This window comes from Pseudomonas moorei (assembly GCF_042846945.1).
Classification (GTDB): Bacteria; Pseudomonadota; Gammaproteobacteria; order Pseudomonadales; family Pseudomonadaceae; genus Aquipseudomonas; species Aquipseudomonas moorei.
The window spans coordinates 1,942,905-1,956,922 of record NZ_AP035776.1 but is presented as its reverse complement, the minus strand read 5'-3'; the positions used below and the strand labels follow the sequence as shown (position 1 = coordinate 1,956,922).

General features: G+C 59.9%; 13 protein-coding genes. 11 read left to right on the top strand and 2 right to left on the bottom strand.

The features are described 5' to 3' along the window. Positions 1 to 61 precede the first annotated feature (61 nt). The 11 genes from aroQ to ACGJAX_RS09075 all read left to right on the top strand — a co-directional run bounded on the left by aroQ (position 62) and on the right by ACGJAX_RS09075 (position 13,015). The gene (gene aroQ / locus ACGJAX_RS09125; protein ID WP_090328693.1) at positions 62 to 514 is read left to right on the top strand and encodes a type II 3-dehydroquinate dehydratase; all 453 of its coding nucleotides are present in this window, start codon (positions 62 to 64) and stop codon (positions 512 to 514) included. Between the two features lie 48 nt (positions 515 to 562). Beyond that, on the top strand, positions 563 to 1,030 hold the full coding sequence (gene accB, locus ACGJAX_RS09120) for an acetyl-CoA carboxylase biotin carboxyl carrier protein (RefSeq protein ID WP_090328691.1): 468 nt from the start codon (positions 563 to 565) through the stop codon (positions 1,028 to 1,030). A 17-nt stretch (positions 1,031 to 1,047) separates the two neighbouring features. Next, on the top strand, positions 1,048 to 2,406 hold the full coding sequence (gene accC, locus ACGJAX_RS09115; RefSeq protein WP_056852463.1) for an acetyl-CoA carboxylase biotin carboxylase subunit: 1,359 nt from the start codon (positions 1,048 to 1,050) through the stop codon (positions 2,404 to 2,406). 287 nt (positions 2,407 to 2,693) lie between these two features. Then, the gene (gene prmA / locus ACGJAX_RS09110; RefSeq protein ID WP_247257147.1) at positions 2,694 to 3,572 is read left to right on the top strand and encodes a 50S ribosomal protein L11 methyltransferase; all 879 of its coding nucleotides are present in this window, start codon (positions 2,694 to 2,696) and stop codon (positions 3,570 to 3,572) included. 30 nt (positions 3,573 to 3,602) lie between these two features. Beyond that, positions 3,603 to 4,829 carry a DUF3426 domain-containing protein gene (locus ACGJAX_RS09105; protein WP_390958491.1) on the top strand — a complete coding sequence of 409 codons (1,227 nt, stop codon included), beginning with the start codon at positions 3,603 to 3,605 and terminating at the stop codon, positions 4,827 to 4,829. Positions 4,830 to 5,014: 185 nt separating this feature from the next. Next, positions 5,015 to 6,025 carry a tRNA dihydrouridine synthase DusB gene (gene dusB, locus ACGJAX_RS09100; protein WP_056852460.1) on the top strand — a complete coding sequence of 337 codons (1,011 nt, stop codon included), beginning with the start codon at positions 5,015 to 5,017 and terminating at the stop codon, positions 6,023 to 6,025. After that, positions 6,022 to 6,342 (top strand): DNA-binding transcriptional regulator Fis, encoded by a 321-nt coding sequence (gene fis, locus ACGJAX_RS09095; protein WP_015093301.1) that lies wholly within the window; start codon positions 6,022 to 6,024, stop codon positions 6,340 to 6,342. Before dusB ends, fis begins: the two co-directional genes overlap by 4 nt. Before the next feature lie 81 nt (positions 6,343 to 6,423). Continuing rightward, positions 6,424 to 8,031, top strand: a complete 1,608-nt coding sequence (gene purH, locus ACGJAX_RS09090; RefSeq protein ID WP_248915362.1) for a bifunctional phosphoribosylaminoimidazolecarboxamide formyltransferase/IMP cyclohydrolase — start codon at positions 6,424 to 6,426, stop codon at positions 8,029 to 8,031. A 149-nt stretch (positions 8,032 to 8,180) separates the two neighbouring features. After that, on the top strand, positions 8,181 to 9,476 hold the full coding sequence (gene purD / locus ACGJAX_RS09085; protein ID WP_090328683.1) for a phosphoribosylamine--glycine ligase: 1,296 nt from the start codon (positions 8,181 to 8,183) through the stop codon (positions 9,474 to 9,476). Between the two features lie 99 nt (positions 9,477 to 9,575). After that, positions 9,576 to 12,353: a hybrid sensor histidine kinase/response regulator gene (locus tag ACGJAX_RS09080; protein ID WP_390958488.1), complete on the top strand. Its 2,778-nt coding sequence runs from the start codon at positions 9,576 to 9,578 to the stop codon at positions 12,351 to 12,353. 65 nt (positions 12,354 to 12,418) lie between these two features. Beyond that, positions 12,419 to 13,015: a MarC family protein gene (locus ACGJAX_RS09075; RefSeq protein WP_090328679.1), complete on the top strand. Its 597-nt coding sequence runs from the start codon at positions 12,419 to 12,421 to the stop codon at positions 13,013 to 13,015. 109 nt (positions 13,016 to 13,124) lie between these two features. Here ACGJAX_RS09075 and ACGJAX_RS09070 read toward each other — a convergent pair whose 3' ends face one another. Then, positions 13,125 to 13,628, bottom strand: a complete 504-nt coding sequence (locus ACGJAX_RS09070) for a hypothetical protein (protein WP_390958486.1) — start codon at positions 13,626 to 13,628, stop codon at positions 13,125 to 13,127. A gap of 45 nt (positions 13,629 to 13,673) precedes the next feature. Further along, a complete protein-coding gene (locus ACGJAX_RS09065; RefSeq protein WP_390958484.1) occupies positions 13,674 to 13,940 on the bottom strand; it encodes a hypothetical protein in 267 nt (88 codons plus the stop codon). Between the last annotated feature and the right edge of the window lie 78 nt (positions 13,941 to 14,018).

Genomic DNA, 14,018 nt, shown 5'->3' with positions numbered 1-14,018 from the left:
AGGCTTTGCGGCATAGTCGCCGGGTTCTGACAACTGCACACGGATAACAAAGGAACAGCCGATGGCGACCCTACTGGTTCTGCACGGACCCAACCTGAACTTGCTTGGCACCCGTGAACCGGGCACCTACGGCGCCACGACGCTGGCGCAGATCAACCAGGACCTGGAACGCCGGGCCCGTGAAGCCGGCCACCATTTGCTGCACCTGCAAAGCAATGCCGAGTACGAATTGATCGACCGCATCCACGCTGCTCGCACCGAAGGCGTGGACTTCATTTTGATCAACCCAGCAGCTTTTACGCATACAAGTGTCGCATTACGTGACGCGTTGCTGGCGGTGAGCATCCCATTCATCGAAGTGCATTTGTCTAACGTGCACAAACGCGAACCTTTCCGCCATCACTCTTACTTCTCCGACGTAGCGGTGGGAGTGATCTGCGGCCTTGGCGCCAGCGGTTATCGACTGGCCCTGGAGGCCGCCCTAGAGCAGCTTGAAAAACAGGCAACAGCTTGAACAACAAGCGTTAAACGCCCCTGACCGACCCTTGGGAGTTGATGATTCATGGATATCCGTAAAGTTAAGAAACTGATCGAATTGCTGGAAGAGTCCGGCATCGACGAGCTCGAGATCAAGGAAGGCGAAGAGTCCGTACGCATCAGCCGTCATAGCAAGACCCCGGCTCAGCAGTACTACGCACCGGCTCCAATGCATGCTCCGGCTGCCGCGCCTGCCGCTGCCGCCGCTCCGGCTGCCGCTGCCGCCCCAGCAGCTGCTCCGGCCGCACCAGCGCTGAACGGCACCGTTGCCCGTTCGCCGATGGTCGGTACGTTCTATCGCAAGTCTTCGCCAACCTCGCCGTCCTTCGTTGAAGTCGGCCAGACCGTGAAGAAAGGCGACACCCTGTGCATCGTTGAAGCCATGAAGATGATGAACCACATCGAAGCTGAAACCAGCGGTGTGATCGAATCCATCCTCGTCGAAGACGGCCAGCCGGTTGAGTACGACCAACCGCTGTTCACCATCGTTTGAACCGCGGAGAGCCTTTGATGACTGCGAAGTTGGAAAAAGTTCTGATCGCCAACCGCGGTGAGATCGCACTGCGGATTCTGCGCGCCTGCAAAGAGATGGGCATCAAGACCGTCGCCGTTTATTCCAAGGCTGACAAGGAACTGATGCACCTGGGCCTGGCAGACGAATCCGTCTGCATCGGTCCGGCATCGGCTGCCCACTCTTACCTGCACATCCCGGCAATCATCGCCGCGGCCGAAGTGACCGGCGCCACCGCCATTCACCCTGGCTACGGTTTCCTCGCGGAAAACGCCGACTTTGCCGAACAGGTCGAGAACTCCGGCTTCGCCTTCATCGGTCCGAAAGCCGAAACCATCCGCCTGATGGGCGACAAGGTTTCGGCCAAGCACGCGATGATCGCCGCTGGCGTACCGACTGTTCCCGGTTCCGACGGCCCGCTGCCGGAAGACGAAGAAACCGCTCTGCGCATCGGCCGCGAAGTCGGTTACCCGGTGATCATCAAAGCCGCTGGCGGCGGTGGTGGTCGCGGCATGCGCGTCGTGCACAAGGAAGAAGACCTGATTTCCTCGGCGAAACTGACCCGCTCCGAAGCGGGCGCAGCGTTCGGCAACCCGATGGTCTATCTGGAAAAATTCCTGACCAACCCACGTCACGTGGAAGTTCAGGTGCTGTCCGACGGCCAGGGCAACGCCATCCATCTGGGCGACCGTGACTGCTCGCTGCAGCGCCGTCACCAGAAAGTTCTCGAAGAAGCGCCGGCACCGGGCATCGACGAGAAGGCTCGCCAGGAAGTCTTCGCCCGCTGCGTCAAGGCGTGCATCGACATTGGTTACCGTGGCGCAGGCACTTTCGAGTTCCTGTACGAAAACGGTCGCTTCTACTTCATCGAGATGAACACTCGTGTCCAGGTAGAGCACCCGGTTTCGGAAATGGTCACCGGTATCGACATCGTCAAGGAGATGCTGAGCATCGCCGCCGGCAACAAGCTGTCGTTCACCCAGGATGACGTGGTCATCCGCGGTCACGCACTGGAATGCCGGATCAACGCCGAAGACCCGAAAACCTTCATGCCAAGCCCTGGCACGGTCAAGCATTTCCACGCTCCAGGCGGCAACGGCGTTCGCGTCGACTCGCACCTGTACAGTGGTTATGCCGTTCCGCCGAACTACGATTCGTTGATCGGCAAGCTGATCACCTACGGCGCAACCCGTGACGAAGCCATGGCGCGCATGCGCAATGCGCTGGACGAAATCGTGGTCGACGGGATCAAGACCAACATCCCGCTGCACCGCGACCTGACCCGCGATGAAGGCTTCTGCAAAGGGGGCGTGAACATTCACTACCTCGAGCACAAGCTGGCAGGCGAGAAGCACTAAGCTTCGACCCGAACAACAAAGCCGCCTTCGGGCGGTTTTGTTGTTTCTGGATATTTCATTTAACGAATCACCACCGACCCTTTGGGAGCGGGCTTGCCCGCGATAGCGGTGAATCAGTCTACGATTGATATCGGATGTACCGGCTTCATCGCGAGCAAGCCCGCTCCCACAGGGCATGTGTTGATGCTCGGACCAACCTACTCCCACAAAACCCGCACTCTCGCGTAAACTTGCGCGCTTCTCGCAGCTCGCTAGGCTGCAATCAATATTTTTCAAAGGTGCCCGCCATGCCTTGGCTGCAAGTCCGTCTCGCCATCAGCCCAGAACAAGCCGAAACCTATGAAGACGCTTTCCTTGAAGTGGGCGCCGTGTCGGTGACCTTCATGGACGCCGAAGATCAGCCGATCTTCGAGCCGGAACTCAATACCACGCCTCTGTGGTCGCACACCCACTTGCTGGCGCTGTTCGAAGGCGGCACCGAAGCCGGCCCGGTACTGGCCCATCTGGAATTGCTGACCGGCAGCCCGCTGCCCGAGCATCACAGCGAAGTGATCGAAGACCAGGACTGGGAACGCAGCTGGATGGACAATTTCCAGCCGATGCGATTTGGCCAGCGCCTGTGGATCGTACCGAGCTGGCACGCGGCACCCGAGCCTGATGCGGTCAACCTGTTGCTTGACCCGGGTCTGGCGTTCGGCACCGGCACCCACCCCACCACCGCGCTGTGCCTGGAGTGGCTCGACGGCCAGGACCTGAAGGACTGCAATGTGCTGGACTTCGGCTGCGGCTCGGGGATTCTGGCGATTGCCGCCCTTCTGCTGGGCGCGAAGCAAGCCGTGGGCACCGACATCGACGTTCAGGCGCTGGAAGCCTCCCGCGACAACGCCGGGCGCAACAATATTGCCGAAGAACGCTTCCCGCTGTACCTGCCGGAAGACTTGCCGCAAGTTCAGGCCGACGTGCTGGTTGCCAACATTCTCGCCGGTCCGCTGGTGTCCCTGGCGCCGCAGCTGTCCGGGCTGGTCAGGACCGGCGGCCGCCTGGCGCTGTCGGGCATCCTCGCCGAGCAAGGCGAAGAAGTGGCCGCCGCCTACGCCAAGGACTTCGAACTGGATCCGATCGCCAATCGCGATGGCTGGGTGCGCATTACCGGTCGTCGGCGCTAGAATGAGCCTCTGCATAATCCGGATCGCCGCATGACCGACAGCTTCGTCACTCAGTGCCCGCATTGCCAAACCAGCTTCCGCGTCAGCCATGCTCAGTTGAGCGTGGCTCGCGGCGTTGTTCGCTGTGGCTCATGCCTGCAGGTGTTCAATGCCGCCAAGCAGCTGCTTGAGCAGGCCGGCAAGGAACCTGTCGCGCCGGTCGCCCCGGCCATCGTCGAAGCACCGGAACCCGCAGAACCCCGCGCCATCAGCCAAAAACAATGGACAGCCGCCGAGCTGGACCTCGACAGTCTCGACCTCGACGAAGAACTCGCCCGCCTCGAACAGCGGGAAATCCAGCCGACCACGGAGTTCACCCGGCATCGCGAAGACACGCTGAGTGCGCGTCGCGACACTGCCGAGACCGAAGAGCCCTGGTCCGACAGCCTGTTCAGCGAATCGGCTGCCGATTGCGCGCAGACCGACGGAGAGGATTTGCCGGAGCTGGAACTGGTACCGAGCAAACCCTCGCGCACCGAACCCTCGCTGTCCCTGGAACCCGTAGAACCGGAGGACGAAGCAGCGCCGCCACAACTGCGCCTGCACGACCCGCTCGACACGCCGGTTCATCATGAGCGCCTGTCGGCCACTGCAAGCGACGAGCATGACGACGACCTGCCCTCAATCGAGCCATTACGCAAGCGACGCGAGCGCAGCGAACCCGGCGTGCGCGCCGACGTGCTGCAGGACCTGACCGATGATCCGCTGCAACTCGACTGGCAAAAACGTCGCTCGCCATGGGGGCGCCGACTCTTCTGGTTACTGTTGATCGTGCTTGGTGCCGGTGCCCTTGTCGGCCAGTATGTTGCCTACCACTTCGATGAACTGGCACGTCAGGACCAATACCGCCCGTGGTTCCAGCAGCTGTGCCCGCAAATCGGTTGCACCGTGCCATCCAAGGTCGATATCGCGAAAATCAAAAGCAGCAACCTGGTGGTGCGCAGCCACCCTGAATTCAACGGTGCCCTGGTGGTCGACGCGATCATCTATAACCGTGCGCCCTTCTCCCAGCCATTCCCGCTGCTGGAACTGCGCTTTGCCGACCTCAATGGCCATCTGATCGCCAGCCGTCGCTTCAAGCCCGGCGAGTACCTGGGCGGCGACCTCGAAGGCATGGCCGAAATGCCCCCGCAGACACCAATCCACATCGCGCTGGACATTCTCGACCCAGGCGCCAAAGCGGTGAACTACAGTCTCAGCTTCCACTCGCCCGAGTGAACCGGCTCCCCCATCCTGAATTGACGACGGCTTTCTGACTGCGCACGCCGGGACCAAACCGCTGGCGATAACAGAATAACTGTTCAGATTTTGTTCAATTCAGCCTTTATCCAGTCATCGAGAGCGGGTATCATGCCAACCCTTTTTCGAACTCTCATGATCCGGCCCCACAACAGGGAAGTCCTATGTCGGCGGTACGCATCGGTCCATACACATTACACAACGGCTTGATTCTCGCTCCCATGGCGGGCGTCACCGACCAGCCCTTTCGTCAGCTGTGCAAGCGACTGGGCGCGGGACTAGTAGTCTCGGAGATGGTTACCAGCGACATGAGTTTGTGGAACACCCGCAAGTCACGCATGCGCATGATCCACGAAGGTGATCCCGAGCCACGCTCGGTACAGATCGCCGGTGGTGACGCACAGATGCTGGCGGATGCGGCCCGGGCCAACGTCGAGCTGGGCGCGCAGATCATTGATATCAACATGGGCTGTCCGGCGAAGAAAGTCTGCAACAAGGCTGCCGGTTCCGCGCTGTTGAAGGACGAGGCATTGGTTACCGAGATCCTGCAGGCGGTAGTGGCTGCGGTTGATGTGCCGGTGACCCTGAAGATCCGTACCGGCTGGGACCGGGACAACAAGAACGGCCTGACCGTGGCGAAGATCGCCGAGCAGGCAGGCATCACGGCGCTGGCGGTCCATGGCCGCACCCGCGCCGATCTGTACACCGGGGAAGCCGAGTACGACACCATTGCCGCGATCAAGCAGGCGGTGTCGATGCCGGTCTTCGCCAATGGCGACATCGATTCGCCGGAGAAGGCCCGATACGTGCTTGACGCGACCGGTGCCGACGGCCTGTTGGTAGGTCGGGCTGCCCAGGGGCGGCCATGGATTTTTCGCGAGATCGACCATTTCCTGCGTACCGGCGAGAAGCTCCCGGCGCTGGAGCTGATCGAGGTGGAACGCATTCTGCTAGAGCACCTGGCTGCGCTGCACGCCTTCTATGGAGACGTGATGGGCGTACGCATTGCTCGAAAGCATGTGGGCTGGTATCTCGCAACCTTGCCGGGCGCCAGGGAGTTTCGCGCCCACTTCAATCGTTTGGAAGATACGGAAGCACAATGCGCCAACGTTCAGGGCTTCTTCGCCGAACGTTACAAGAGCCTGACAGGGGACGGAGAGGGGGTGGCCGCATGACGATGATGACCGAGACTTTAGTGAGTGGAACAACACCCGTGAGCGACAACGTGAATTTGAAACAGCACCTCAATACCCCGAGCGAAGAAGGCCAGACCCTTCGTGGGAGTGTCGAGAAAGCGCTGCACAATTATTTCGCCCACCTTGAGGGCGCTGCCGTCACGGATGTGTACAACCTGGTGCTCTCCGAAGTCGAGGCTCCCCTGCTCGAGTGCGTGATGAACTACGTCAAGGGCAACCAGACCAAGGCCAGCGAGATGCTCGGACTGAACCGGGGCACGCTGCGCAAGAAACTCAAGCAGTACGATTTGCTGTAAGCATTCAATCAAACCAGAAAGGCGCCCGCGTAAAACCGGTCGCCTTTTTTGCTGACTCCTTTGCTTTTGATGGAAATTGAAATGACCGACCAGACTACCCGCCTGCCGATCCGCCGCGCCTTGATCAGCGTTTCCGACAAGACCGGGATCCTCGAATTCGCCAAGGAACTTGAAGCCCTGGGCGTCGAGATCCTCTCCACCGGCGGGACGTTCAAGCTGCTGCAGGACAACGGCGTTGCCGCAGTGGAAGTCGCTGATTACACCGGTTTTGCCGAAATGATGGACGGTCGGGTGAAAACCCTGCACCCGAAAATCCACGGCGGGATCCTCGGTCGTCGCGGTATCGACGACGCCATCATGAACGAGCACGGCATCAAGCCGATCGACCTGGTAGCAGTCAACCTGTATCCGTTCGAAGCCACCATCAACAAGCCAGGCTGTGACCTGCCGACCGCGATCGAAAACATCGACATCGGCGGCCCGACCATGGTTCGTTCGGCAGCGAAGAACCACAAGGACGTGGCCATCGTGGTCAATGCCAGCGATTACGCCAGCGTCCTCGAAAACCTCAAGGCCGGCGGCCTGACCTACGCCCAGCGTTTCGACCTGATGCTCAAGGCCTTCGAACACACCGCCGCCTACGATGGCATGATCGCCAACTACATGGGCACCGTGAACCAGGCCGCTGACACCCTCAGCACCGAAGGTCGCAGCGAATTCCCGCGCACCTTCAACAGCCAGTTCATCAAGGCCCAGGAAATGCGCTACGGCGAGAACCCGCACCAGAGCGCGGCGTTCTACGTGGAAGCCAAGCCTGCCGAAGTCGGCATCGCCACCGCGACCCAACTGCAAGGCAAGGAACTGTCGTACAACAACGTGGCCGACACCGACGCTGCGCTGGAGTGCGTGAAGAGCTTCGTCAAGCCAGCCTGTGTGATTGTCAAGCACGCCAACCCGTGTGGCGTGGCCGTCAGCCCGGACGCCGAAGGCGGTATCCGCAAGGCCTACGACCTCGCCTACGCCACCGACACCGAATCCGCGTTCGGCGGCATTATCGCGTTCAACCGCGAGCTGGATGCTGAAACCGCCAAGGCCATCGTCGAGCGTCAGTTCGTCGAAGTGATCATCGCCCCGAGCGTCAGCGAAGAAGCCCGCGCCATCGTGGCCGCCAAAGCCAACGTACGCCTGCTGGCCTGCGGCGAGTGGTCGGCTGACCGCGCGGCTGCCTGGGACTACAAACGCGTCAACGGTGGTCTGCTGGTGCAGAGCCGCGACATCGGCATGATCAGCGCCGATGACCTGAAAGTCGTGACCAAACGCGCGCCGACCGAACAGGAAATCCACGATCTGATCTTCGCCTGGAAAGTCGCCAAGTACGTTAAATCCAACGCCATCGTCTACGCCAAGAACCGTCAGACCATCGGTGTTGGCGCTGGCCAGATGAGCCGCGTGAACTCGGCACGTATCGCCGCGATCAAGGCGGAACATGCTGGCTTGCAGGTACAGGGCGCGGTCATGGCTTCCGATGCGTTCTTCCCGTTCCGCGACGGCATCGACAACGCGGCCAAGGCCGGTATCACCGCAGTGATCCAGCCAGGCGGCTCGATGCGTGACAACGAAGTGATTGCAGCAGCCGACGAGGCCGGCATCGCCATGGTGTTCACCGGCATGCGCCACTTCCGTCACTAAGCATACGTCCACTGACTGTAGGAGCGAGCTTGCTCGCGAAGAACGAATAGACGCCACAGTGTTTCAGACACTCCGCGTTATCGTTAACCACCATCGCGAGCAGGCCCGCTCCTACAGCCCCCAGATTTGCGTCATCCGAGGTTTTTGAAATGAATGTTTTGATCATTGGCAGCGGTGGCCGTGAACACGCCCTGGCCTGGAAAGTGGCTCAGGATCCGCGTGTGCAGAAGGTTTTCGTGGCTCCGGGCAACGCCGGCACCGCCATTGAAGCCAAGTGCGAGAACGTCGCCATCGACGTGCTGGCGCTTGAGCAGCTTGCAGACTTTGCCGAGAAAAACGTTTCCCTGACCATCGTCGGCCCTGAAGTGCCGCTGGTCGCTGGCGTCGTCGATCTGTTCCGTTCGCGCGGCCTGGATTGCTTCGGCCCGACCGCTGGCGCCGCTCAGCTGGAAGGTTCGAAAGCGTTCACCAAGGACTTCCTGGCCCGCCACAAGATCCCGACCGCCGACTACCAGAACTTCACCGAGATCGAGCCGGCACTGGCTTACCTGCGTGAAAAAGGTGCGCCGATCGTGATCAAGGCCGATGGTCTTGCCGCCGGTAAAGGCGTGATCGTGGCCATGACCCTGGCCGAAGCCGAAGACGCCGTGCGCGACATGCTGGCCGGTAACGCTTTCGGCGACGCCGGTTCCCGCGTGGTGATCGAAGAGTTCCTGGACGGCGAAGAAGCCAGCTTCATCGTCATGGTTGACGGCAAGAACGTCTTGCCGATGGCCACCAGCCAGGACCACAAACGCGTCGGTGACGGCGATACCGGCCCGAACACGGGCGGCATGGGTGCCTACTCCCCTGCTCCGGTGGTCACCAGCGAAGTGCATCAACGCGTCATGGACCTGGTGATCTGGCCGACGGTTCGCGGCATGGCCGAGGAAGGAAACGTCTACACTGGATTCCTGTACGCTGGCCTGATGATCGACAAGGCTGGTAACCCAAAAGTTATCGAATTCAATTGCCGTTTCGGCGACCCTGAGACCCAGCCGGTCATGCTGCGCCTGCAGTCAAGCCTGGTACTGCTGGTAGAAGCTGCCCTGGCCCAGGCGCTGGACAAAGTTGAAGCGCAATGGGATCCACGCCCTAGCGTCGGTATCGTACTGGCCGCAGGCGGCTATCCTGGTGACTACGCCAAAGGCGCGGCCATCAAGGGTCTGGATGCAGCCGCGACACTGGAAGGCAAAGTCTTCCACGCCGGTACTGCACTCAAGGACGGTCAAGTCGTGACGGCCGGTGGTCGGGTGCTTTGCGCCACCGCCATGGGCACCAGCGTCGATGCCGCTCAACAGCAGGCGTACAAGCTGGCAGCCAAGATTGATTGGGAAGGCTGTTTCTATCGCAAGGACATTGGCTACCGCGCCATTGCCCGCGAGCGTGGCGAAAATCAGGAATAAGCTACCCTTTCAGCCGGGCAAGGGCTTCGGGCCCTTGCCTGACTATTACGGCGCCGCGCATAGTTATATTCTGGCATCAACCTACGAAGGGATTTCGCCGTGCGCTGGCTCAGGATTGCCATAGGTTTCACCGTCACCTTGCTGACCTTGCTCTGCATGCTCCCGGCTCAGGCCGCGCAAGGCAGTGGCTGGTCCGTTTTGCTCGACGAACAGGGCGACCTGCAGCTGAGCGACATCCGTTCCGCACGCTACACCAATCAATTCAGCCCTATCGAACTCGACGAGCTCACCGCCGCCGCGCCCGATGGCGCGCTTTGGCTACGATTCCGGCTTGCTCCCGGCAAGCACGAGCAGTTGCTTCGGGTATTCGCACCCGATTTGCTGCACTTCAATATGTATGTGCTGGACGGCGACAAGCTGATCGAGCAATCGAAGACAGGCGGTGAACAACCCAATACCGATCGACCTTTGCCCAGCAGCGACTTGATGCTTCCGTTGCCGCAAAGCGACAAGCCTCTCGACGTCTACTTGCGACTGGTTTCCGAACACCAGCTGCGCCCCTACATCACGTTGCAATCAGCCATCATGACTGCAGCCAATCAGAGCCAGACGCTGATCTACGGCCTGCTGCTGGGCTGTATCGGCATGCTGATCCTGCACAACCTCATCCGCTACGCCTACACCCGCTCGCGCAGCAGCCTGTGGCTGGCGGCATCCGAAGGCTGCCTGATGCTCAGCCTGGTCCTGTTGTTGAACCTGGCAGGTCCCTGGCTTCCGGAGTGGCAAGCGGTGCAAACCCCGGGCGCGTACCTCGCCTTGTTACTGACCGCCCCCTGCGGCCTGATGTTTGCGTTACGCTTCTTCGCTCCCCTCGGTGTACATCCGCTGAACAGAGTGATCGTGGGCGAAATCCTGTTGATCATGATCTCGGGGTTGCTACTGCTGTTCGTCAACACGCTGCCGTTGAACTTCATCACCTACGGACTGGTGGCCCTCGCCGGCTTGACGATGCTGTTCGCCAGCGCCTTTCACTGGCAGAAAGGCTATCGCCCGGCGCGGCTGTTCGTGGCCGCCATGGTGGTGTTCAATCTCGGCATACTGATCATCCTGCCCGCACTGCTGGGGCTGACCCTGATCGAACCCCACGGCCTGATCACCACTCTACTGGCGTTCATTTGTATCAGCGGCCTGCTGATGAGCATCGCCCTGAGCGAGCGCCAGCGCAGTATCACCGAAGATCGCTTCAGCATCAGTCGTGACCTGGCCGCCAGCAACGCCGAGATCAACGCCAAGGCCGAATTCCTGGCAAAGATCAGCCATGAGATCCGCACCCCGATGAACGGCGTGCTGGGCATGACCGAACTGTTACTGGGCACACCACTCTCGGTCAAACAGCGCGACTACGTACAGACCATCCACAGCGCCGGCAACGAACTGCTGACGCTGATCAACGAGATCCTCGACATCTCCAAGCTCGAATCCGGGCAGATAGAACTGGACGATGTGCAATTCGACCTCAACGCCCTGATCGAAGACTGCCTGAGCATCTTCCGCGCCAAGGCCGAACAACAGAACGTCGAATTGATCAGCTTCATCCAGCCGCAAGTGCCGCGAGTCATCAGCGGTGATCCGACGCGTTTGCGCCAGACCCTGTTGAGCCTGGTTGAAAACGCCCTGAAAAAAACCGATGAAGGCGAAATCCTGATCGTCGTCGCTCTCGACGAACGCAGCCCCAAACCACGCCTGCGCATTGCCGTGCAGGACAGTGGCGAACCGATGGACGCCGAGGAGCGCGACGCGCTGATGCACGCCGAATTGCACAGCAAGCATTTCCTGTCGGCCAACCGGACGGGCGGAAATCTGGGCCTCGTCATCGCCCGTCAGTTGATTCGCCTGATGCACGGTGAATTCGGCATCAAGAGTGGCAACAACCAGGGCAGCACCTTGTGGCTGACCTTGCCGCTGGACCCTGACCGCCTTGAACACCCGACTTCCGACCTCGACGGCCCGCTGCAGGGCGCACGGGTGTTGGTGGTGGATGACAACGATACCTGCCGCAAGGTGCTGGTGCAGCAATGCAGCGCCTGGGGCCTGAACGTCAGCGCAGTACCGTCCGGCAAGGAAGCGCTGGCACTGCTGCGCACCAAGGCGCACCTGCGCGACTACTTCGACGTGGTCCTGCTGGACCAGAACATGCCCGGCATGACCGGCATGCAACTGGCCGCCAAGATCAAGGAAGACCCGAGCCTCAATCACGATATCCTGCTGATCATGCTCACCGGCATCAGCAATGCGCCGAGCAAGATCATCGCGCGCAATTCCGGAATCAAGCGCATCCTCGCCAAACCCGTGGCCGGCTACACCCTCAAGACAACCCTGGCCGACGAGCTGACCCAGCGCAACAAGGGCCTCGCCGTCATGCAGCAGCCACCCTCGGGTCCGCCCCTGCCGGTCAAGGTTCCCGCCGATTTCCGCATTCTGGTGGCCGAAGACAACAGCATCTCGACCAAGGTTATCCGCGGCATGCTGGGCAAGCTCAATCTGCAGCCCGACACCGCCAGCAATGGCGAAGAAGCCTTGCAGGCCATGAAGGCCCAGCGTTACGACCTGGTGCTGATGGATTGCGAAATGCCGATCCTCGACGGTTTCTCGGCGACCCAGCAGTTGCGTGCCTGGGAAGTCGGCAACCAGCGGACTCGGACCCCCGTGGTGGCACTGACCGCACACATCCTAACCGAGCACAAGGAGCGCGCGCGCCAGGCCGGTATGGACGGACACATGGCCAAACCGGTCGAATTGTCGCAACTGCGTGAACTGATCGAACACTGGGTTGCGCAGCGCGAACAGCAAAACCGCGCCACGACCCCAACGTCCTGAGCCGACAGGCTCCGCAACGCCTGATAGACTCCCCCCTCGACTTCCCTCGCCAGTGAGCCTGCACCATGCTCCACGTGTTGTTCAGTGTTTACCTGAAGATGCTGGTGCTCTACAGCCCGTTCTTCGTATTGTCCTGCTTCATCAGTCTGACCCGCGGCTACTCGCGCAAGGAACAACGTCGCCTGGCGTGGAAAGTGGCAATCGCCACGCTGGTTTCCAGTGTCTTGCTGTACTTGTTCGGACGGGTGATTTTCAGCGTGTTCGGCATCACCGTGGACGCCTTTCGTATTGGTGCCGGCAGCGTGCTGTTCATCTCGGCGCTCGGCATGGCGCAAGGCAAGTCGGCAGTGCAGACCGACAACGTGCAGCAGGACGTGACAATCGTCCCGCTGACCATCCCGCTGACGGTCGGCCCCGGCACTATCGGCGCCTTGCTGGTCATGGGTGTGAGCCAGCCGCACTGGGACGACAAGCTCACCGCGATCCTCAGCATTGCCCTGGCCAGTTTCACGGTCGGCGTGGTGCTGTACCTGGCCAATCACATCGAGCGCATTCTGGGTGACCAGGGATTGCAGATCGTCAGCCGGTTGATGGGGTTGTTCGTGTGTGCGTTGGCAGCGCAGATTATTTTCACCGGGGTCAAGGGCTATCTGGTTCCTTGACCGCCACTTCCCCCTCCGAGACTTCAATCGGGAGGGATAACTCCAGCATCAATCAAGGAGCTTTTTTCCAGGAGGGCCAGAGGCAGTGCGCGCCTCTGGCCCTTTTCTTCTACTTACGACGCCTGAAACGCTTGACCAAAATCTCCTTTCGATGCTCGCCAAGATACTCTTCGATGTCCGCCCTTATTTCCCCATATCGGGCAGGATTGAAGGTTACAAACGACTTCCCGTGAAAGATATCCAGCGAGGAAGTTTTCCAGTTAACGAACAGCACCCCACCATCATTGCCTCCGCCTTGATGGTCAACAGCGGCGATCGCAACCAGGATGATGCCATTGGACATTTGTTCGCAGGGAATCGTGGACAAGCGCACACCTTCAGCACTTTTCGCTCCAACATCCAACAAGTTGATTGCTTCGGGTTCTTTCTTTAGTGCGTCCAATGTTGAATTCGTCACCGCACTAAGTACGGCGGCGCCTGGGATAGCGGCCTTTGCGGCCTCAACGGCAGCCCGGACAATATCAACCATCACATTATCCATCGCCACCTTCAGCGAAGTTGCGCTGTACTTTGTGTAGCCCTTATCCGGAACAAAACATCCAAGGTCTTCCAAGCATTTCGTAAAGGCGTGATACCAGGCTTCGGGATCTTTATCTCCCTACACTTCGTCATTCGCCTCCAGTTTCGACATAGTGATCAAATTCTCAATAATCGCCATGTTTTCAATGCTTATATTGTCACCATAACCAACCAGGCTATTGCCGAGTACCAGCGCATCCAGCTCTTTTGTTGGACTGGTTACAACCGCCGACGGCAGCGATCTTTTGCGGCGCTTGCCCGCCACGGCTTTCTTGCGCCTTTCAACACGCGCCCTTACCAATTCAATACTTTCAGAAACACTTAAAGAACTTTCAAAATCACTCACATTAATATTCCTTTATTTATTAAAAATCGCCCTATCCGGGAGCGAATCAAATCTAACTCGACAAAACTCAACCAACAA

What these genes read in the sequence shown, in the direction of transcription:
- prmA (WP_247257147.1), top strand. Translation starts at nt 2,694, where the DNA reads ATGCCTTGGCTGCAAGTCCGTCTCGCCATCAGCCCAGAACAAGCCGAA.
- fis (WP_015093301.1), top strand. Translation starts at nt 6,022, where the DNA reads ATGACGATGATGACCGAGACTTTAGTGAGTGGAACAACACCCGTGAGC.
- aroQ (WP_090328693.1), top strand. Translation starts at nt 62, where the DNA reads ATGGCGACCCTACTGGTTCTGCACGGACCCAACCTGAACTTGCTTGGC.
- accB (WP_090328691.1), top strand. Translation starts at nt 563, where the DNA reads ATGGATATCCGTAAAGTTAAGAAACTGATCGAATTGCTGGAAGAGTCC.
- ACGJAX_RS09105 (WP_390958491.1), top strand. Translation starts at nt 3,603, where the DNA reads ATGACCGACAGCTTCGTCACTCAGTGCCCGCATTGCCAAACCAGCTTC.
- purD (WP_090328683.1), top strand. Translation starts at nt 8,181, where the DNA reads ATGAATGTTTTGATCATTGGCAGCGGTGGCCGTGAACACGCCCTGGCC.
- ACGJAX_RS09075 (WP_090328679.1), top strand. Translation starts at nt 12,419, where the DNA reads ATGCTCCACGTGTTGTTCAGTGTTTACCTGAAGATGCTGGTGCTCTAC.
- accC (WP_056852463.1), top strand. Translation starts at nt 1,048, where the DNA reads ATGACTGCGAAGTTGGAAAAAGTTCTGATCGCCAACCGCGGTGAGATC.
- purH (WP_248915362.1), top strand. Translation starts at nt 6,424, where the DNA reads ATGACCGACCAGACTACCCGCCTGCCGATCCGCCGCGCCTTGATCAGC.
- dusB (WP_056852460.1), top strand. Translation starts at nt 5,015, where the DNA reads ATGTCGGCGGTACGCATCGGTCCATACACATTACACAACGGCTTGATT.